This is a genomic window from Micromonospora nigra, from assembly GCF_900091585.1.
Lineage (GTDB): Bacteria > Actinomycetota > Actinomycetes > Mycobacteriales > Micromonosporaceae > Micromonospora > Micromonospora nigra.
Genome location: NZ_FMHT01000003.1, coordinates 5,224,940 through 5,242,986 on the forward strand (window position 1 = coordinate 5,224,940; position 18,047 = coordinate 5,242,986).

Consider the following 18,047-nt stretch of genomic DNA (forward strand, 5'->3'; position numbering starts at 1 on the left):
GGAGGACAGCGTGAGGGGACCCGTGGTGGTGGTCGGCGACACCCTGCTCGACCGTGACGTCGAGGGGGTGGTGAACCGGCTCTGTCCGGACTCCCCGGTGCCCGTGCTCGACGAGACGGCGCACGTCGACCGGCCCGGCGGGGCGGGCCTGGCGGCGGTGTTCGCGGCGGCGCAGGGCGCCGAGGTGGTGCTGGTGACCGGGCTGGCCGACGACGCCGGTGGGGCCCGGCTCAGCGCCCTGCTCACCGCCGCCGGGGTGCAGGTGTACGCGCTCGGGCTGGCGGGGGCGACGCCGGAGAAGGTCCGGCTGCGGGCCCGGGGGCGGGTGCTGCTGCGCCACGACCGGGGCGGCCCGGCGGGTACGCCCGGTGCGCCGGCCGAGGCGGTGCTGCGGGCGGTCGCCGGTGCGTCCGCCGTGCTGGTCAGCGACTACGGGCGGGGGGTGGCCCGGCAGCCCGTGCTGCGGGCCGCGCTGGCGGCGACCCGCGCCCCGGTGGTCTGGGATCCCCATCCGCGGGGCCCCGCCGCGACACCCGGGGTGCGCCTGGTCACGCCGAACGAGTCGGAGGTGCGGGAACTCGTGGAGGCACCGACGGGGGCGACCCGCGTGGCCACCGCCGCCCGGGGGGCGCAGCGGCTGCGGGAGCGCTGGCGGGCCGGCGCGGTGGCGGTGACCCTGGGCGGCGACGGTGCGCTGCTGTGCCACTCGGGATCGACACCGCTGGTGGTGCCGGCCCCGGTGACCGCCGAGGGGGACACCTGCGGGGCGGGTGACCGGTTCGCCGCCACCGCCAGCCTGGCCCTGGCACGGGGGGCGCTGGTGTCGGAGGCCGTCCAGGAGGCGGTCGCGGAGGCGTCCGCGTACGTGGCCGACGGGGGAGTGGCCACCGCGTTGCCGCCGCCGGTGCGACCGGCACCGGTGACCGTGCACGCGGGGGCGGCCGGGGACCGGGTCGGGGTGGCGGCGGCTGCGGCGGTGGTGGCCCGGATCCGGGCCGGAGGTGGCACGGTCGTCGCCACCGGAGGCTGCTTCGACCTGCTGCACGCCGGGCACGTGGCGACCCTGCAGGCCGCCCGGCAGCTCGGCGACTGCCTGGTCGTCTGCCTCAACTCCGATGCCAGCGTGGCCGGACTGAAGGGTCCCGAACGGCCGGTCATGAACCAGGGTGACCGCAGTCGCCTGCTCGCGGCCCTGAGCTGCGTCGACGCCGTCATGATCTTCGACGAGCCCACCCCGGTGGCGGCCCTGTCCTGGCTGCGCCCCGACATCTGGGTCAAGGGCGGAGACTACGCCACGGGCGGTGCCGGCTCGGCCCTGCCGGAGGTCGAGGTGCTGCGTCGCTGGGGCGGGCACACCGTCGTGGTGCCGTACCTCGACGGGCGGTCCACCACCGACATGATCGCGGCGGCCCGCTCGGCCGGTGGACGCTCCGGCGACGCCTGCGCGGTCGCATCGACCGTCGGCGCGGACCCGCCGCCGCCCGGGCCGTCGCCGCTGCTGGCCGGCACCGCCGTCGCGGACGACAGGCCGGTGCGGTGAACGCGCCGGGAGTCGGCCGCACCGTCCTGGTGACCGGCGGGTCGAGCGGGTTGGGCGCGGCGGTGGTCGCTGCGGTCGCCGCCGCCGGGGGCCGGCCGCTGGTGCTGGACCGGCAGGCCCCCGCCGACGGGGTGGCGTGGGTCGAGTGCGACCTGTCGGACACCCGTGCCGCCGAGGCGGCCACCCGCCAGCTCGCCGAGCGGGCCGGTGGTCTGCACGCGGTGGTCACGGCCGCCGGTACGGACGTGCCCGCGCCGCTGGCGGACCTGCCCGGCGAGACCTGGGACCGGATCGTCGCGGTGAACCTGCTCGGCACCGCGGCTGTCGTCCGCGCGGCGCTGCCGTTCCTGGCCGCCAGCCACGGTACGGTGGTGACGGTGGCGTCCACGCTGGGGATGAAGGCGGTCGGCGACGCCACCGCCTACTGTGCCGCCAAGTTCGGGGTGGTCGGGTTCACCCGCGCCCTCGCCGCCGAACTCGCCGGCACCGTCGGCGTCACCCTGCTCGTCCCCGGCGGCATGCGCACCCACTTCTTCGACGAGCGGGACCCGCAGTACCGGCCGGGCCCGGACGCCGCCCTCAACGACCCCGCCGACACCGCCGCCGCCGTCATGTTCGCCCTGTCCCAGCCACCCGGTTGCGCTGTCCGCGAGATGGTGGTCTGCGCCGAGCAGGAGACCTCCTACCCGTGATTCTCGTGCTGCGCGCCCTCGGCGTGGGTGACCTCGCCACCGCCGTACCCGCCCTGCGTGCCCTGCGCGCCGCCCACCCGCACCGGGAACTGGTGCTGGCGGCGCCGCGCTGGCTCGCCCCGCTGGTGGACCTGGTCGGTGGCGTGGACCGGCTGCTGCCCACCGACGGGCTGGGCCGGGTGCCCCGGCCCGGTCGGCCCCCCGAGGTCGCCGTCAACCTGCACGGGCGCGGTCCACGGTCCCACCGTCTGCTGGCCGCCACCCGGCCGGCACGGCTGCTCGCCTTCGCCCATCCCGGTGCCGGCCACGCGGACGGTCCGATGTGGCGCGACGACGAACACGAGGTGGACCGGTGGTGCCGGCTGCTCGGCGCGTACGGGATCGTCGCCGACCCGACCGACCTGGGTCTGCGCCGGCCCCCGCCGGTGGCACTGCCGACCGGGGTGAGCGTGCTGCATCCCGGCTCGAAGGAGCCGGCGAAGCGCTGGCCGGCCGACCGGTTCGCCGCGCTGGCCCGGGCACTGACCGACCGGGGGCACCGGGTGGTGCTCACCGGCACCGCCGACGAGCGGGCCGTCGCCGCGCGGGTGGCCCGGGACGCGGGGCTGCCGCCCGGGGCGGTGCTGGCGGGTCGCACGGACCTGGGCGGCCTGGCCGCCCTGGTCGCGGACGCCCGCCTGGTGGTCAGCGCCGACACCGGCGTGGCGCACCTGGCCACCGCCTACGGCACCCCCTCGGTGGTGCTGTTCGGGCCGGTCCCGCCGGAGCTGTGGGGCCCGCCGCCGGACCGGCCGTGGCACCGGGTGCTCTGGGCCGGGCCGGCGAGCGAACCCGGCTGGGACGGGGTGGGCAGCCATCCCACGGTGGCGGCGGTCGGGGTGGACCGGGTGGTGGCCGCCGTGGACGAGGTGGAACGAACGGTGCGGGTCTGACCGTGCGGCTACGGCGCAGCGATCCGGGCGGGCCGGGGTACGGCCGACGCCGGCGGGGCAGGGGCTGGACGTTCCTGGACCCGCACGGCGAGCCGGTCCGCGACCCGGACCAGCTCACCCGGCTGAGGGAGCTGGTGATCCCGCCGGCCTGGCGGGACGTGTGGATCTCGCCGTACCCGAACGGTCACATCCAGGCCACGGGCGTCGACGCGGCGGGACGCAAGCAGTACCTGTACCACCCGCAGTGGCGTCGCAAGCGGGACGAGGCGAAGTTCGACCACGTGCTGGAGGTGGCCCGCAGGTTGCCGGTGCTGCGCGACCGGGTCAGCCGCGACCTGACCGGCCGGGGGTTGCGCCGGGAACGGGTGCTGGCCACGGTGACCCGGCTGCTCGACATGGGCACGTTCCGCGTCGGCAGCGACCAGTACGCCGTCGGCGACGACCCCACCTACGGCGTCGCGACGCTGCGACCCGAGCACGCCCGCTCCCGCGCCGGCTGCGTGGTCTTCGAGTTCCCGGCCAAGGGGGGCGTGGAGCAGGTCCGGCGGATCGAGGATCCGGAGCTGTGCCAGGTGCTGACCAACCTGCGCCGGCGGCGCGGCACGGCGCAGCGACTGTTCGGCTACTGGGACGGGCGGGACTGGCGCGACGTGCGCAGCGACGAGATCAACGACTACCTGCGGGAGGCCAGCGGCGGGGAGATGACCGCCAAGGACTTCCGGACCTGGCACGCCACGGTGCTGGCGGCCACGGAGCTGGCCGGGGCGGGGACGGCCCGGTCGGCCACGGCCCGCCGGCGGGCCGTGGCGGGGGTGATGCGTCAGGTGGCGGAGCTGCTCGGCAACACCCCCACCGTGGCCCGGACGTCCTACGTGGACCCGAGGGTGGTCGACCTGTTCCACGACGGGGTGGTCGCGCCGGTCACCGCCGGCACGCCCCGCGAGACGGCGGAGCGGGTGGTGCTGGAACTGCTGGAGGAATCCTGACCGGCGCGTCACGCACCGGGCGGTCGCCCGCCGCACCCTTGCGGCGGACGCTCGCCACGGCCCCCGTTCGCGGGCGACCTGACGCACCATGGCGCAGGTGGTCGACCGCGTCGGCTGTCAGTCTGCCGCCGGAAGGTTGACCGGGGGCGCCGTCGGGTTGTCGATGCGTGCCACGCCCGACCCGGTGTGCAGGTCCCGGTATGCCTGGGGCCCCATCCCGTGGGCGGCGCGGAACACCCGGCTGAAGTGCGCGGGATCGGGGAAACCCCACCGCCGCGCGATCCGGTGCACGGGTTGGTGCCGCCATGCGGGGTCGGCCAGGTCGATGCGGCAGCGGCGCAGCCGGCGCTGCCGGATCAGTCCGGCCACCGACTCGCCTTCGGCGGCGAACAGGCGGTGCAGGGTACGCACGGAGATGTGGTGGGCGTCGGCCACGGCCCGCGGGGCGAGGTCGGGATCGGAGAGGTTCCGGTCGACGAAGTTGCGGATCCGGGTCCGCAGCGCCTGCTGCCGGATCTCGGCCGGGAGCAGGTCCTCCGCGTCGAGCTGCGTGGCGATCATCGTGGAGACCAGGCTGAGCAGGATGTCGGCGAGCTGTGGGCCGGTGGCCTCGGGGAACTGTTCCGGGTGTCGGGTGAGGTGGTGCAGGTGCTGGGCCAGCAGCGCACCGGGGCCCGTCGTGCCGGGCAGCCGGGCGGCGGTGAGCTGGTCGACCCGGTCGGGATCGAGGGGCAGCAGGGCGCGGGGAACGGTCACGGTCAGCGCGGCGGGCGGGCGTCCGTGCCGCTCGGTGGCGTGCTGGATCTCGTGGGGCCGCCCCCAGTCGATGAGGGTGAAGTCGCCGACGGGTACGGCCGTGTCCCGTCGGCGGGCGCTGATCGCGCTGTCGCCGGCCAGGGTCAGCGCCACCTGGTAGACCTCGGGGTCGGCCCGACGGATCAGGGTGGGGGTGCGCCGGCAGACCAACGACTGGTAGTGGAACCGGCTCAACTGGATGCCGCCGACCGTGACCAGCCGGGCGCGGCCCCGGAAGTCGTGGGCGTTCTCGCTGGTGATCGCTGTGGGAGCCGAGGCTTGGCTGGCCGTGGCGACCCACAGTGCGAAGCGGTCGGCCGGCGGCACCGTCCTGGTGTCCAGTGTCTCGTACCGCAGCGTGTTCATCGTCGCCCCCCGTCGCCGGTAACGCCACCGTCGACTGCACGGGGCGCTCTCGGACGGTAGGCGAGCAGAAGCGGTGCGTCACCAGAATTACGACGCCGTCCCGGGGCTGGGTCAGTCGTTGAGCACCTGGGAGAGCCGGTCGCGGAAACGCCGCTCGGAGTCGCTCACCACGTCGCCGCCGAGGCCGAGGATGCCGCCGCTGGACGCCGCGCCCACCACCTGCTCGGCGATGTCGACCAGCCAGTGCTTGTACGCCCCGGCCTCGCCCTCGTCCACCTTCGTGGCCAGCAGGGTCGCCGCCTGCGCGGCCCGGCCCAGCACGTCCTCGGCGTACCCGCGCGGGTCCGGCGGCTCGATGGCCGGCAGTTCCTCGCCGGCCTCCGGGTCGCCGACCCGGGACACGATCTCCCCGGCGACGGCGGCGACGATCGGACTGGCCGACTCGCGGCCGGCGGAGATGGTCTCCAGCCCGGCGGCGTTCTCGGCCATGGTGCGGCGGGTGCCGTCGGACTCGGCGGCGCTCGCCGCGGTCAGCACCGACTGCGGTAGCCCGACCAGCAGCCCCCACTCCTCGTCGGTGAAACCGAAATCGGTGTACGCCGGCTGTTCGATCACGGCAACGCCTCCTGCTCGTCGTCCACGTTCACTGCCCCGCGCCCCGTGCCGGGCCGCCCCAGGCTAGTCCAGCGTCAGCAGGCCCTGTTCGGACACCACGCTGACCGACAACGTCTTGTACCCGACCTCGTCGAACAGAACCGTCATCCGGTCGTCCTCGTAGCTGAGCACCAGGCCGTGCCCCCATTCCGGGTGGCGGACCTGGCTGTGCACCGGGAACGGGCCGACCGCGCCGTCGGCGGCGACGCTGGTGCCGGCGTGGCAGTTGTCGCAGTGCCCGCAGATCTGGGTCATCTGCTCGCCGAAGTAGGCCAGCAGAGTCTGCCCGCGACAGGCGGTGGTCTCGGCGAAGGCGCGCATCATGTCGGTACGTGAACGGGTGACGGTCTGCTGCCGCTCCGCCTCGGCCAGCGCCGCGGCGGCCGCGTCGACGGGGGTGGGGGAGTAGCGGGGTGCGCCGACACGCTGCCTCGCCCGGGGTTCCGCCGCGCCGACCTGCTCCAGCAGCGCCAGGTACTGTCCGAGCTTGCGCGGGCCGAGGCCGGTCACCTCGCGCAGCTCCTTCTTCGTGGTCGGCTTGCGTCGCAGCAGGGCGGCCAGGTCCCGCAGCTCGGTGTCGACCGGCAGGCCACCGCTGAAGTAGCGCTGCAACCCGACGTCCTCCGCCTGCCACAGCAGCAACACCCGGGCGGGTTGCCCGTCGCGGCCGGCCCGCCCGATCTCCTGGAAGTAGCTGTCCGGCGAGTCGGGCAGCGCCATGTGCACCACCCAGGCGATGTTCGGCTTGTCGATGCCCATGCCGAAGGCCGACGTGGCCACCATGATCGGTACCTCGTCGGCGAGGAACGCCTCGTGCAGCGCGTGACGTGCGCCGGTGGGCATCCCACCGTGGTAGTGCTGCGCCGGGTGGCCGGCGGCGGTCAGCCGCTCGGCCAGCTCCTCGGCCGCCCGTCGGGTGGGTACGTAGATGATGCCGGGCCGCTCGTCGTCGCGCAGCAGCGCCACCAGCCGTCGCCAGCGGTAGTCCTCCGTGGGGCAGTGGGCCACCTCGAGGAAGAGGTTCGGCCGGTCCAGGCCCGAGACCACGATCTCCGGTTCGCGCAGCCGCAGCCGGGCGACGATGTCGTCGCGTACCGGCGGGGAGGCGGTGGCGGTCAGCGCCACCACCGGTGGCCGGCCGATGCCCTCGATGAGGTGGCCGAGCGCCAGGTAGTCGGGCCGGAAGTCGTGCCCCCAGGCCGAGATGCAGTGCGCCTCGTCGATCGCCACCAGGGCCGGTTTCAGCGACTTGACCTCGGCCATCCGGTCCGGGTTGGCCAGTTGCTCCGGGGTGATGAAGAGGAACTCGGCCCGGCCCTCGGCCACCTCGGCGATCGCCTCCGCCTGCTGGGCGGGCGACTCGTCGGAACTGACCCGCACGGCCCGCAGCTCGGGGCGCTGTCGTTCGTTGAGCGCCGCGATCTGGTCCTGTTGCAGGGCGAGCAGCGGCGAGATCACCACGGTCGGGCCCGGGATGAGGCTCGCCGGGATCTGGTAGATCGCCGACTTGCCCGCACCGGTGGGCAACACCACCAGGGCGTCGCGGCGCTTCATGACGGCGCGCATGGCGGCGAGCTGGTGGGGCCGCAGCGCGGTCCAGCCGAAGAGGCTGCGCGCCGCGCGGCGCAGGTTGCGGGAGTCCGTCGTCAGCTTCATCGAGGGCCGCAGGTACCCCCTGTCCCGACCGGCGAAACCACGCGGCCGGCCCGGCCACCCCCGCCGCCGGGTCGACGTTGCGGGGCGGCGCCGGTGGTGGGCCACGCGGTGGGCGGTCAGCGCCGGAACATCGCGCGGATGGCGGCGAACAGGAGCAGGCCGCCGACCACCAGCCCGAGCAGCCGGACGCCGGGCACGTCGGCGGGGGAGGTGGCGTCGGCCAGCAGCGAGGTGTCCATGCCCGCACTCTGTCCGCCCACCCCCGCGAGGGCAACTGTAAGGTTTATTGACTAATTGGGTGGCGCGGTGTGACCATGTCAGCACCGCCGCCGGTGGCGGGCCGCCCGCGGCGGGACGAGACGGGGGTACGACAACCGCATGAGCGCACCGATCGGCAACCTCGCGGCGCTGGCCGCCGCCGTCCTGCAGCCCGGGTTCGTCGGCACGGTCCCGCCGCCCTGGATCTGCCGCTGGCTCGGCGAAGGGCTCGGCTCGGTGGTGCTGTTCGCCCGCAACGTCGTCGACCACGAACAGGTCGCCGCGCTCACCGCCGCCCTGCGCGCCGAACGGCCCGACGTCGTCGTCGCCATCGACGAGGAGGCCGGCGACGTCACCCGGATCGAGTCCGTCCGGGGCAGCTCCCGGCCCGGCAACTTCGCCCTCGGCGTCATCGACGATCCGACGCTGACCGAGGAGGTCGCCCGTGACCTCGGCGCCGAACTCGCCGCCTGCGGGATCACCCTCGACTACGCGCCCGACGCCGACGTCAACTCCAATCCGGACAACCCGGTGATCGGCGTACGCGCCTTCGGCGCCGACCCCGCGCTGGTCGCCCGGCACACCGCCGCCTGGGTACGCGGCCTCCAGGCCGGCGGCGTGGCGGCCTGCGCCAAGCACTTCCCCGGCCACGGCGACACCCGCGTCGACTCCCACCACGACCTGCCCCGCATCACCGCCGACCGGGCCCGCCTCGACGCCGTGGAACTGGCCCCCTTCCGGGCCGCCGTGGCCGCCGGGGTGCAGGCCGTCATGACCGGCCACCTGCTGGTCCCGGCGCTGGACCCGGCGCTGCCCGCCACCCTCAGCGAACCCGTCCTCGGCGGCCTGCTGCGTGAGGAACTGGGCTTCGGTGGCGTCGTCGTCACCGACGCCGTGGAGATGCGCGCCGTGGCCGGCCGCTACGGCCTCGCCGGGGCCACCGTCCGGGCGCTCGCGGCGGGGGCCGACGCGATCTGTGTCGGCGGCGAGCACGCCGACGAGGAGACCGCCCGGCACCTGCGCGACGCCGTCGTCGCCGCCGTGGTCTCCGGCGACCTGCCCGAGGAACGGCTCGCCGAGGCGGCCAAGCGCGTCGGCGAACTCGCCGCCTGGAGCGCCGCCGCCCGCGCCGACCTGCGACCCACGCGCGGCGGCCCGCCGGCCGGGGCGTCCGCCGTCGGGCTGGCCGCCGCCCGGCGGGCCATCCGGGTGACCACCGCCCCCGGCGCACCGCCCCTGCCGCTGCCCGGCCCCGCGCACGTCGTCGAGTTCGAGCCGCCCCGCAACATCGCCATCGGCGCGGAGACGCCCTGGGGGATCGGGGAGCCGCTGGCCGCGCTGCTGCCCGCGACCACCTGCGTGCGGTACGCCCGCTCCGGCGTGCCGGCCGACCCGACCGCCGGTGCCGCCGGCCGCCCCGTCGTGCTGGTCGTGCGGGACCTGCACCGGCACGACTGGATGCGTGCCGCCGTGGTCCGGGCGCTGGCCGCCCGTCCCGATGCCGTCGTCGTCGAACTGGGCGTGCCGGAACTGGTCGTCGGGGCACGCCACGTGGCCACCCACGGAGCCACCCGGGCCGGTGCCCGGGCCGCCGCCGAACTGCTCAGCGGCACCGTCAGGGCTGGGTGGTGACCAGCTCGGCGTACTCCGGATGCCGGTCGATGAACGAGGCCATGAACGGGCACCGCGGCACCACCCGGCCGCCGCGCTCGCGAACCTGGTCCAGCGTGGCGCGGATCAGCGCCGCGCCCACACCCAGGTTGCGGAACTCCGACCCGACCTCGGTGTGCGTGAAGACCAGCACCTCGCCGCGCGGCAGGTAGGCGGTGAACCCGCCCAGCGCCCCGTCGACCAGGATCTCGAACCGGTTCTTGGCGGGATTGTCCTCGACCAGGGTGCTCACCCGGCCATTGTCCCCCCGTCGGCGGCGAGCCGGTCCAGTTCGGTGAGCAACCGGTCGACCTCCTCGACCGTGTTGTAGTGGTAGATGCTGGCCCGCACCGCCCCGCCGGTGGCCCGCAGACCCGTCGCCTCGAAGAACTCGTAGGCGTAGTAGTCGCCGGAGGTGAGGCACACCCCCGCCGCGCCGAGCCCCGCCTGGGTCGCCGCCGGGGAGTGCCCGGCCAGCCGGAACGACACCGTCGGGCAGCGCCGGGCCGGGGCGCCCAGCACCGTGACGGCAGGCCGTGCGGCCAGCCCGGCCAGCAGGCGCGCCAGCAGCGTCTGCTCGTACGCCCCGGCGGCGGCCAGCCCGGCGCGCACCCGCGTCCGCCGGTCGCCGGTCGCGTCCGGGTCCAGCCCGGCCAGGTGGTCGACGGCGGCGGCCACGCCGGCCAGCAGCGGGAAGCTCGGGGTGCCGTACTCGAAGCGGTCCGGCACGGTGTCGGCCGCCGGCAGCAGCTTCGCCGGGCGCAGGTCCGCCCACAGCGCGGGGTCGGCCACCATCGCCGCCAGGTGCGGACCCGACCACTTGTAGGCGCTGGTGACCAGGACGTCGGCGCCCAGCGCGGCCAGGTCGGTCGGTCCGTGCGGCACCGAGTGCACCCCGTCGACACAGACCAGCGCGCCGGCCGCGTGCGCGACCTTGGCGATCGCGGCCACGTCCGGCACGGTGCCGACCGCGTTGCTGCCGGCGGTCACCGCGACCAGCCGGGTGCGCTCACCGACCAGGTCGGCGTACTGGTCGGCGGGCAGCTCGCCGGTGTCGAGGTCGACCTCAGCCCAGCGCACCGTCGCGCCGGACGCCTGCGCCGCCTGCACCCACGGCCGCACGTTCGCGTCGTGGTCCAGCCGGGAGACCACCACCTCGTCGCCCGGCCGCCAGGCCGTGGCGAGGGTCCGGGCCAGGGTGTACGTGAGCGCGGTCGCGCTGGGCCCCAGCACCACGCCCTCCGGTCGCCCGCCGACCAGGTCGGCGATCGCCGAACGGGCGGCGTCCACCAGCTCCAACGACCGCCGACCGGGCAGGTTCGCGGCACTGCGGTTGCCCAGCGCGGTACGCATCGCCCCGGCGACGGCGTCGATCACCGGCGCGGCGGTCTGGGTGCCCCCGGCACCGTCGAGGTGGACGAAGCCCTCGGTCAGGGCGGGATAGGCGGCCCGGGTACGGGCGACGTCGAACGGCATGACGGCGACCCTAACCCCGGCCCCCGCCGATGTCGCCCGGTGGCGGTGTCGCGCGCGTCTCGTACCCTTGGCCCCGTGACGATGCGACGCGTTGACCCCCGCCGGACCCCCACCCGCCGCGCCGCCGGCCTGCTCGCCGGGCTGGCCCTCGGTGCCGCCCTGCTCGCCGGTTGCAGCTCGGAGGGCGCCTCCACCGACTGCGGGCTGGACGCCTGCACGGTGACCTTCGACCGGGGCGTGGACGCCCGGGCCAACATCCTCGGCGTCGAGGCCCGGTTGATCGGTGCCGACGGTGACCAGGTGACGGTCGAGGTGGCCGGCGAGCAGCTGTCACTCACCGTCGGCCAGCAGGCCGCCGACGTCGGCGGCCTCGCGGTCACCCTCGACAGCGTCACCGAGACCGAGGTCAGGATCCGGGTGGCGCGCACCGCCAACGGCTGAGGCGGCTGCGGGGTGGGTTTGGAAATCTCCCCATCCGGAGATTGAGGCGCCATGTCTGTCACCCGGAACGCCGAAGCCACCGCCGCCCGCACGGCCAACAGCCGGTGGCTCGAACTCCTCGCCCGTGCCGGCTTCATCGGCTACGGCATCGTCCATCTGCTGTTCGGCTGGCTCGCGTTGCAGATCGCCTTCGGTAACCCGTCCAGCGACGGGGACCAGACCGGCGCGCTGCGTACCCTCGCGGCGCAGCCGATGGGCAGGTTCGTCGTCATCGCCATCGCCGTCGGAATGCTCGCCATGGCCGTCTGGCAGGCGCTGGAGGCGGCGGTGGGCCACCGCGTCGAGCGGGGCAAGGACCGTGTCAAGGAGCGGGTCTTCTCCGCCGCCCGGACGGTCATCTACCTGTGGCTGGCCTGGACGGCCTGGAAGGTCTTCTCCGACGCCAACTCCGACAGCGCCAGCCAGTCCAAGCAACTGACCGCCCGGCTGATGGAATCCACGGGTGGCCGGTGGCTGGTCGGGCTGGCCGGTCTCGCGCTCGCCGGGCTCGGCGTCGGCATGATCTTCTACGGCCTCAAGAAGAAGTTCATGAGGCGTCTCAAGACCGGCGAGATGAACGCGCACACCAGCAAGCTCGCGCGCCGGCTCGGCATGGCCGGCTACGCCGCCCGTGGCGTGGCGTTCGGCATCACCGGGCTGCTGGTCGTCCTGGCCGCCTACACCTACGACCCGGAGAAGGCGCGTGGTCTGGACGCCGCCCTGCACACCCTGAGGGACCAGGCCTACGGGACGATCCTGCTCACCATCGTGGCCCTGGGCATCATCGCCTTCGGTGTCTACTGCTTCCTCCAGTCCCGCTACCGCAAGGTGTGAGGTGGTCGGCGGAGGCTGATCCGCGCATGATTACACTTTTGCCCGGATTACGCTGCCGTCGGAGGGAGACACTGCACCGTGCCTGGCTACCTGGTGACGATCATCGCCGCGCTCGCCGCGGCGGCGGTCGCTCTCGTGGCGGTCGAGGCGACGCACCGCCTGATGCGTCGCCTCGGCCACCGTTCCCTGGTGATGACCGAGCTGACCGAACACGCGCACCGGCCCTTCCAGGTCGCCACCACCGTGCTCGCCGTGCAGTTCGCCGTGCGGTTCAGCACCGGGTACGCGGTGGGCACCACCGCCCGGCAGGTGCTGCTGCACCTGCTGGTGCTGGCCGTCATCGCCACCAGCGCCTGGTTCGTCGCGTCGCTGCTGGTGGTGGTGGAGGACACCACGTTGGCCCGGTTCCGGGTGGACGTGCCGGACAACCGGCACGCCCGACAGGTGCGTACCCAGGTGGTGATGCTGCGGCGGGTGACCATCGCGGTCATCGTCGTGCTCGCCGTCGGCGTGATGCTGATGACCTTCCCCGCCGTACGCGGGATCGGCGCCGGCGTGCTGACCAGCGCCGGTCTGGTCGGTGTGGTCGCCGCGTTGGCCGCGCAGAGCCTGCTCGGCAACGTCTTCGCCGGCCTCCAACTGGCGTTCAGCGATGCCGTGCGCCTCGACGACGTGGTGGTCGTCGAGGGGGAGTGGGGCCGCATCGAGGAGCTGACGCTCACCTACGTGGTGGTGCAGGTCTGGGACGACCGGCGGCTGATCCTGCCCACGTCGTACTTCACCAGCACGCCCTTCCAGAACTGGACCCGCACCGAGTCGGCGGTGCTCGGCACCGCCGAGTTCGACGTGGACTGGTCCATCCCCGTGCAGGCGATGCGGGAGGAGCTGCGCCGGCTGGCGGAGGGCAGCGACCTGTGGGACGGCCGGGTCTGCGTCCTCCAGGTCACCGACGCGACCGGCGGCGCGATCAAGGTGCGCGCGCTGGTCAGCGCCGCCAACGCCGGCAGCCTGTGGGATCTGCGGTGCCTGGTGCGCGAACAACTGGTGGCGTGGGTACGGGACAACCGGCCCACCGCGATGCCCCGGATGCGGGCCGAGGTCGGCGACGCCGGCAGCAACCTGGCCTGGCAGTGGGTACAGCCCCGCCGGGCCGCCCGCCCCCGCGCCGACGGTGGGATGCCCGACGACGCCCGGCTGTTCGGCGGTGGCGACGACGGCAACGCCCGCAGTGAGGCGTTCGTCGGCCCCGACGAGCCTGCCGACGCCCGGCGCTGACGGCCCGCAGCCGCCCCCACCCGCCCCGGCGAGCGTCCCGGCTCGCTGGGGCCTCGCCCCCACCCGCCCTGACGAGGCCCCGGCGACCGGGACGGTCGCCGGGGCCTCGTCGACGACCGGTCAGCGGTGCCCGTGACCGCCCGGATCCCGCAGCCGGTGGGACGGGTGGAGGTTTGGTGGGCCGATTCGCGGGACGTGCTGCGCGACGCCTCTGCTCCTCCGCCGCAGTGCCCGGTCCGGGCGCGGCGCACGCGACGGTCGGCCGACCGCCGCGCGCAGGATTGGCGGGCGGCGACTCCGGGCATACAGCGCGGTGATGAGGAAAGGAGGACAGCATGGCTGACGTGGCGAACGCCCGTACCACCACCCGTGCCGGTGACGAACCGTCCACCGCCGAGTTGGTCCAGCGGGCCACGGAACAGGTCTCCCGCCTGGTCCGCGACGAGCTGGCACTCGCGCGCGCGGAACTGACCGAGAAGGGTAAGCACGCCGGTATCGGCATCGGGCTGTTCGGCGGCGGAGGCGCGCTGGCCCTCTACGGCCTGGGCGCCCTGGTGGCCGCCGCGATCCTGCTACTGGCTCTGGTGATGCCGGCCTGGGCGGCGGCCCTGATCGTGGCGGTGGCGCTGTTCCTGGTGGCCGGGATCCTGGCCCTGGTGGGCAAGAAGCAGGTCAACCAGGCAGGTCCGCCCGTGCCGACTGCCGCCGTGCAGAGCGTGCGGGCCGACGTGGACGTGGTCAGCGCCGCGGTGAAGGACAGGGGACGGGCATGACGAGCAATGGCAGCGGCGGCGACAACGAGGCGCTGCGCGAGGAGATCCGGCGGACCCGGGTCGAGTTGGGCGAGACGGTGGAGGCGCTGGCCGCCAAGGCCGACGTGAAGGCGCGGTTGCGTTCGTCGGCCGACCAGGCGCGGGAGCGGATGCGCGAGCAGGCGTCCGCGACCGTGGCCCGGGTGCGGGGCCAGGCGGAGACGGCACGGCTGCGGGCGCAGGAGGGCGGCGAGGTGGTCCGGCGTGACCCGACGCCGTTCGCCGCCCTCGCCGCCGGTGCGGTGGTGGCGGTCGTGGTGTTGATGATCATTCGTGGGAGGCGTCGGTGAGCAGAAGTATCGGCAAGGCCGCCTACAAGCCGGTCGGCGTGCTGATGGGGTTCGCCGCCGGTGCGGTCGCGGGAATCATCTTCCGGCAGGTCTGGAAGCTCGCCGACCCGGAGGGCGAGGCGCCCAGCCCCACCGACGAGGACCGCGGCTGGGTCGAGGTCCTCGCGGCGGCGGCGATACAGGGCGCGATCTTCTCGGCGGTGCGCGCCGCCGTCGACCGCGGTGGCGCGGTCGGCGTGCGTCGGATGACCGGAAAGTGGCCGGACTGACCCCTCGGACAGCAGCTCCTCGGCCCCTCGCCGCCCCCGCGGCGAGGGGTCGAACGCGTCGTTCCCCCGGCCCGCCGAGCGGATCTCAGGCGTCCGTCAGGTCACATGTCGGAAAATTTCGTCGGCTAGGCTGTGCAGAGTTTTTGCGTACGTGGTTTGCTGTTCCACGCTGTTGCGACAGCGTGGGCTGAGAGAAGTCTCCTTCCCCGGGGGCCGCCTCAGGCGCCGCTGCTCGGAAACGGCCAATCGGCCGCACGGCGTGCTCGGCCGCCAGTTTTAGAAGGAGATACACATGGCGCAGGGAACCGTGAAGTGGTTCAACGCTGACAAGGGCTTCGGCTTCATCACCGTCGACGGCGGGGGTGCTGACGTGTTCGTCCACTTCTCGGCCATCCAGACCAGCGGCTACCGCACGCTGGAGGAGAACCAGCGGGTGGAGTTCGAGATCGCCCAGGGCCAGAAGGGTCCGCAGGCCGAGCAGGTCCGCCCCATCTGACCGGTGCCGGTCGGCAGCCGCCGGCCAGTGGGCGGTCCGGTCCCCGGATCGACGTGAAGCCCCGTATCCCGTCCGGGATGCGGGGCTTTTCCGCGTCAACGGCGGCTGCGGGCCCGCATCCCGAGCCAGAGCGACACCAGGCCGCCGACCATCAGCACCGGGCCGAGGATCACCCAGGCCTGCTGGTCGGTCATCACGCTGTCCTCGACGTGGCCGAGCCCCTGCACGGTCCACAACGCCCCCAGCACGACGGCCGCCAAGCCGAGCGTGAGCCGGAACCAGCCGCTCATCGCCGTCCTCTCCGCCGTGTCCCCGTCCGCCTCACCACCGGCCGTGCACCTGCGGACGGACCAACTCGTCGTACACCTTCGCGACGGTGTCGAGTTGCGCCGCCGTCAGGGACGGCTGACCGGCGACGTCGGCGTTGCGCCGGGCCTGGCCGGCGTCCCGCGCGCCGGGGATGACCACCGTGACACCCGGCTGGTCGACCACCCAGCGCAGCGCGAACTGCGCCATGGTGCGGTCGTCACCGACCAGGGGCGCCAGTCGCCGCACGGCGTCGAGGCCGAGGTCGAACCCGACGCCGGAGAAGGTCTCCCCGACGTCGAACGCCTCGCCGGCGCGGTTGTAGGTGCGGTGGTCGTCGGGGGCGAAGGTGGTGTGCTCGTCGTAGCGGCCGGAGAGCAGCCCGGAGGCGAGCGGGACGCGCGCGATGATGCCGACGCCGGCGGCCGACGCGGCCGGCAGCACCCGTTCCAGCGGCTTGTGCCGCAGCGCGTTGAGGATGATCTGGACGCTGGCCACGCCGGGCCGGGCGATCGCCGTCAGCGCCTGGTCGCAGGTCTCCACGCTGACCCCGTAGCCGGCGATCGCCCCGTCGGACACCAGGGTGTCGAGGGCGTCGAAGACGGCGTCGTCGGCGAACACGGCGGTGGGCGGGCAGTGCAGCTGCACCAGGTCGAGCGTGTCCATGCCGAGGTTCGCCCGCGACCGGTCGGTCCAGGCGCGGAAGTTCGTCAGGGTGTACGCCTGCGGCGTCTGCGGCACCCGGCGGCCCATCTTGGTCGCCACGGTGAGGTCGGCGTCGGGGTGGGCCGCGCGGAACCGGCCGATCAGGCGCTCGCTGCGGCCGTCGCCGTAGACGTCGGCGGTGTCGAGGAAGGTGACCCCGGCCTCGACGGCGGCCGACAGCACCCCCATGGCGTCGTCCTCGGTGACCGTGCCCCAGTCGGCGCCGAGCTGCCAGGCACCGAGGCCGATCACGCCGACGGTGCGGTTCAGCCGGGAGAAGGTGCGCTGTTCCATTCCGCAGAGCCTAGTGAGCCGGCTGTGGGCTCGCGCGCCGGGCCGGGCACGCCACCACCCGGGTACGGTTCGCGACGCGACGTGAGGGCGCGCGTGCCGGCCGATCGCCGCCTGGGACACTGCGGAGGTGGATCTGCCAACCTTCATCGCCGGACTGCCCAAGGTGGAACTGCACGTGCACCACGTCGGTTCCGCCTCGCCCCGGATCGTCGCCGAGTTGGCCGCCCGGCACGAGGGGCGCAGCCCCGTGCCGGCCGACCCGGCCGCCCTCGCCGACTACTTCGCCTTCCGTGACTTCGCCCATTTCATCGAGATCTATCTCAGCGTCGTGGACCTGATCCGTGACCCGGAGGACGTCTGGATCCTCACCCACGAGGTGGCCCGCGAACTGGCCCGCCAGCAGGTCCGCTACGCGGAGCTGACGGTGACCCCCTACTCCCACGTGCACCGGGGCATCCCCGCTCCGGCGTTCTGCGAGGCCATCGAGGACGCCCGTCGGCGGGCCGCCCTGGACTTCGGCGTCGAGCTGCGCTGGTGCTTCGACATCCCGGGCGAGGCCGGCCTGCCCGCCGCCGAGGAGACCCTGCGGATCAGCCTCGACGAGCGCCCCGACGGACTGGTCGGCTTCGGCCTGGGCGGCCCCGAGATCGGGGTGCCCCGTCCGCAGTTCAAGCCGTACTTCGACCAGGCGCGGGCGGCGGGGCTGCGGTCGGTTCCGCACGCCGGGGAGACCACCGGCCCGCAGACCGTCTGGGACGCCCTGCGCGACCTGGGCGCGGAGCGGATCGGGCACGGCATCGCGGCCGCGCAGGACCCGGAGCTGCTCGCGTACCTCGCCGAGCGGCAGATCGGGATGGAGGTCTGCCCGACGTCGAACGTGCGGACCCGGGCGGTGGCCCGCATCGAAGATCATCCGCTGCCGACGCTGGTCGGGGCCGGCCTGCTGGTCACGATCAACTCCGACGACCCGCCGATGTTCGGCACCACCCTCGACGACGAGTACGCCGTGGCCGCCCGACTGCTCGGGGTGGGCCCCGAGGGGGTTGCCGACCTCGCGCGCAACGCGGTGACCGCGTCGTTCCTCGACCCGGCCGGAAAGCGGCGCATCATCACCGAGATCGACGCGTACCTGACCGCCCACGTCAGCTGAGGGGCGTCCGGCGGAAGTGGCGCGCGGCGGGAGAGGAGGTGTGGGGGACCGTTGCTCCCGCCGCGCGCACGGCTCCACCGGCCGGGGTGGGCACAGGGCGGTTGGCCGGTGGAACTGCTGGTGTCGGCACC

Annotated in this window: 21 protein-coding genes; 13 read left to right on the top strand and 8 right to left on the bottom strand. The window is 74.4% G+C overall.

Annotation, left to right across the window (positions count from 1 at the left end):
• Positions 1 to 10 precede the first annotated feature (10 nt).
• The 4 genes from GA0070616_RS22980 to GA0070616_RS22995 are packed head-to-tail and all read left to right on the top strand — an operon-like array spanning position 11 to position 4,150.
• Positions 11 to 1,540, top strand: coding sequence for a PfkB family carbohydrate kinase (locus tag GA0070616_RS22980; RefSeq protein WP_091087084.1), 1,530 nt, complete (start codon positions 11 to 13; stop codon positions 1,538 to 1,540).
• Positions 1,537 to 2,232, top strand: a complete 696-nt coding sequence (locus GA0070616_RS22985) for an SDR family oxidoreductase (protein ID WP_091087088.1) — start codon at positions 1,537 to 1,539, stop codon at positions 2,230 to 2,232. The genes GA0070616_RS22980 and GA0070616_RS22985 overlap by 4 nt, the downstream gene beginning before the upstream one ends.
• Complete coding sequence (locus GA0070616_RS22990) at positions 2,229 to 3,164, top strand: glycosyltransferase family 9 protein (protein ID WP_091087092.1); 936 nt, start codon at positions 2,229 to 2,231, stop codon at positions 3,162 to 3,164. The genes GA0070616_RS22985 and GA0070616_RS22990 overlap by 4 nt, the downstream gene beginning before the upstream one ends.
• Before the next feature lie 2 nt (positions 3,165 to 3,166).
• Positions 3,167 to 4,150, top strand: coding sequence for a DNA topoisomerase IB (locus GA0070616_RS22995; protein WP_091087096.1), 984 nt, complete (start codon positions 3,167 to 3,169; stop codon positions 4,148 to 4,150).
• 117 nt (positions 4,151 to 4,267) lie between these two features.
• Here the strand turns inward: GA0070616_RS22995 and GA0070616_RS23000 are convergent, their stop codons facing one another.
• The 4 genes from GA0070616_RS23000 to GA0070616_RS29240 all read right to left on the bottom strand — a co-directional run bounded on the left by GA0070616_RS23000 (position 4,268) and on the right by GA0070616_RS29240 (position 7,860).
• Complete coding sequence (locus GA0070616_RS23000) at positions 4,268 to 5,311, bottom strand: AraC-like ligand-binding domain-containing protein (protein ID WP_091087099.1); 1,044 nt, start codon at positions 5,309 to 5,311, stop codon at positions 4,268 to 4,270.
• A gap of 111 nt (positions 5,312 to 5,422) precedes the next feature.
• Positions 5,423 to 5,926, bottom strand: coding sequence for a hypothetical protein (locus GA0070616_RS23005; protein WP_091087101.1), 504 nt, complete (start codon positions 5,924 to 5,926; stop codon positions 5,423 to 5,425).
• A gap of 63 nt (positions 5,927 to 5,989) precedes the next feature.
• Positions 5,990 to 7,621, bottom strand: a complete 1,632-nt coding sequence (locus tag GA0070616_RS23010) for a RecQ family ATP-dependent DNA helicase (RefSeq protein WP_091087104.1) — start codon at positions 7,619 to 7,621, stop codon at positions 5,990 to 5,992.
• Positions 7,622 to 7,737: 116 nt separating this feature from the next.
• A complete protein-coding gene (locus GA0070616_RS29240; protein ID WP_281188355.1) occupies positions 7,738 to 7,860 on the bottom strand; it encodes a hypothetical protein in 123 nt (40 codons plus the stop codon).
• A 139-nt stretch (positions 7,861 to 7,999) separates the two neighbouring features.
• Between GA0070616_RS29240 and GA0070616_RS23015 the strand changes: the two genes are divergently transcribed.
• Positions 8,000 to 9,511, top strand: a complete 1,512-nt coding sequence (locus tag GA0070616_RS23015) for a glycoside hydrolase family 3 protein (protein WP_091087107.1) — start codon at positions 8,000 to 8,002, stop codon at positions 9,509 to 9,511.
• Here the strand turns inward: GA0070616_RS23015 and GA0070616_RS23020 are convergent.
• Positions 9,495 to 9,782, bottom strand: coding sequence for a GNAT family N-acetyltransferase (locus tag GA0070616_RS23020; protein ID WP_091087110.1), 288 nt, complete (start codon positions 9,780 to 9,782; stop codon positions 9,495 to 9,497). The two genes, GA0070616_RS23015 and GA0070616_RS23020, sit on opposite strands and share 17 nt — an antisense overlap.
• Complete coding sequence (locus GA0070616_RS23025; protein ID WP_091087114.1) at positions 9,779 to 11,005, bottom strand: cysteine desulfurase-like protein; 1,227 nt, start codon at positions 11,003 to 11,005, stop codon at positions 9,779 to 9,781. The genes GA0070616_RS23020 and GA0070616_RS23025 overlap by 4 nt, the downstream gene beginning before the upstream one ends.
• A gap of 75 nt (positions 11,006 to 11,080) precedes the next feature.
• Here GA0070616_RS23025 and GA0070616_RS23030 point away from each other — a divergent pair, with 75 nt between their 5' ends.
• The 7 genes from GA0070616_RS23030 to GA0070616_RS23060 all read left to right on the top strand — a co-directional run bounded on the left by GA0070616_RS23030 (position 11,081) and on the right by GA0070616_RS23060 (position 15,461).
• On the top strand, positions 11,081 to 11,446 hold the full coding sequence (locus tag GA0070616_RS23030) for a hypothetical protein (RefSeq protein WP_091087117.1): 366 nt from the start codon (positions 11,081 to 11,083) through the stop codon (positions 11,444 to 11,446).
• Between the two features lie 51 nt (positions 11,447 to 11,497).
• Entirely contained in the window at positions 11,498 to 12,319 is an 822-nt protein-coding gene (locus GA0070616_RS23035) for a DUF1206 domain-containing protein (protein WP_091087121.1), read from the top strand.
• A 78-nt stretch (positions 12,320 to 12,397) separates the two neighbouring features.
• On the top strand, positions 12,398 to 13,594 hold the full coding sequence (locus tag GA0070616_RS23040; protein WP_091087125.1) for a mechanosensitive ion channel family protein: 1,197 nt from the start codon (positions 12,398 to 12,400) through the stop codon (positions 13,592 to 13,594).
• A 335-nt stretch (positions 13,595 to 13,929) separates the two neighbouring features.
• Positions 13,930 to 14,367, top strand: coding sequence for a phage holin family protein (locus tag GA0070616_RS23045; protein ID WP_091087129.1), 438 nt, complete (start codon positions 13,930 to 13,932; stop codon positions 14,365 to 14,367).
• Positions 14,364 to 14,696 (top strand): DUF3618 domain-containing protein, encoded by a 333-nt coding sequence (locus tag GA0070616_RS23050; protein WP_091087132.1) that lies wholly within the window; start codon positions 14,364 to 14,366, stop codon positions 14,694 to 14,696. The genes GA0070616_RS23045 and GA0070616_RS23050 overlap by 4 nt, the downstream gene beginning before the upstream one ends.
• The gene (locus GA0070616_RS23055; RefSeq protein ID WP_091087133.1) at positions 14,693 to 14,965 is read left to right on the top strand and encodes a DUF4235 domain-containing protein; all 273 of its coding nucleotides are present in this window, start codon (positions 14,693 to 14,695) and stop codon (positions 14,963 to 14,965) included. The genes GA0070616_RS23050 and GA0070616_RS23055 overlap by 4 nt, the downstream gene beginning before the upstream one ends.
• Positions 14,966 to 15,257: 292 nt before the next feature.
• Complete coding sequence (locus GA0070616_RS23060; protein WP_007075740.1) at positions 15,258 to 15,461, top strand: cold-shock protein; 204 nt, start codon at positions 15,258 to 15,260, stop codon at positions 15,459 to 15,461.
• Between the two features lie 95 nt (positions 15,462 to 15,556).
• On the opposite strand, the gene GA0070616_RS23065 is transcribed toward GA0070616_RS23060, so the two are convergent.
• Positions 15,557 to 15,751 (bottom strand): hypothetical protein, encoded by a 195-nt coding sequence (locus GA0070616_RS23065; RefSeq protein ID WP_091087136.1) that lies wholly within the window; start codon positions 15,749 to 15,751, stop codon positions 15,557 to 15,559.
• A gap of 31 nt (positions 15,752 to 15,782) precedes the next feature.
• The gene (locus tag GA0070616_RS23070) at positions 15,783 to 16,766 is read right to left on the bottom strand and encodes an aldo/keto reductase (RefSeq protein WP_091087138.1); all 984 of its coding nucleotides are present in this window, start codon (positions 16,764 to 16,766) and stop codon (positions 15,783 to 15,785) included.
• Between the two features lie 127 nt (positions 16,767 to 16,893).
• Here GA0070616_RS23070 and GA0070616_RS23075 point away from each other — a divergent pair, with 127 nt between their 5' ends.
• Positions 16,894 to 17,916 (top strand): adenosine deaminase, encoded by a 1,023-nt coding sequence (locus GA0070616_RS23075; RefSeq protein WP_091087141.1) that lies wholly within the window; start codon positions 16,894 to 16,896, stop codon positions 17,914 to 17,916.
• The last annotated feature ends 131 nt before the right edge of the window (positions 17,917 to 18,047 follow it).

Bases quoted from the DNA above. Each gene is read 5' to 3' on its own strand.
- GA0070616_RS23000 (WP_091087099.1), bottom strand. From the start codon at position 5,311: ATGAACACGCTGCGGTACGAGACACTGGACACCAGGACGGTGCCGCCG.
- GA0070616_RS23010 (WP_091087104.1), bottom strand. From the start codon at position 7,621: ATGAAGCTGACGACGGACTCCCGCAACCTGCGCCGCGCGGCGCGCAGC.
- GA0070616_RS29240 (WP_281188355.1), bottom strand. From the start codon at position 7,860: ATGGACACCTCGCTGCTGGCCGACGCCACCTCCCCCGCCGACGTGCCC.
- GA0070616_RS23015 (WP_091087107.1), top strand. From the start codon at position 8,000: ATGAGCGCACCGATCGGCAACCTCGCGGCGCTGGCCGCCGCCGTCCTG.
- GA0070616_RS23025 (WP_091087114.1), bottom strand. From the start codon at position 11,005: ATGCCGTTCGACGTCGCCCGTACCCGGGCCGCCTATCCCGCCCTGACC.
- GA0070616_RS23035 (WP_091087121.1), top strand. From the start codon at position 11,498: ATGTCTGTCACCCGGAACGCCGAAGCCACCGCCGCCCGCACGGCCAAC.
- GA0070616_RS23045 (WP_091087129.1), top strand. From the start codon at position 13,930: ATGGCTGACGTGGCGAACGCCCGTACCACCACCCGTGCCGGTGACGAA.
- GA0070616_RS23050 (WP_091087132.1), top strand. From the start codon at position 14,364: ATGACGAGCAATGGCAGCGGCGGCGACAACGAGGCGCTGCGCGAGGAG.
- GA0070616_RS23060 (WP_007075740.1), top strand. From the start codon at position 15,258: ATGGCGCAGGGAACCGTGAAGTGGTTCAACGCTGACAAGGGCTTCGGC.
- GA0070616_RS23065 (WP_091087136.1), bottom strand. From the start codon at position 15,751: ATGAGCGGCTGGTTCCGGCTCACGCTCGGCTTGGCGGCCGTCGTGCTG.
- GA0070616_RS23070 (WP_091087138.1), bottom strand. From the start codon at position 16,766: ATGGAACAGCGCACCTTCTCCCGGCTGAACCGCACCGTCGGCGTGATC.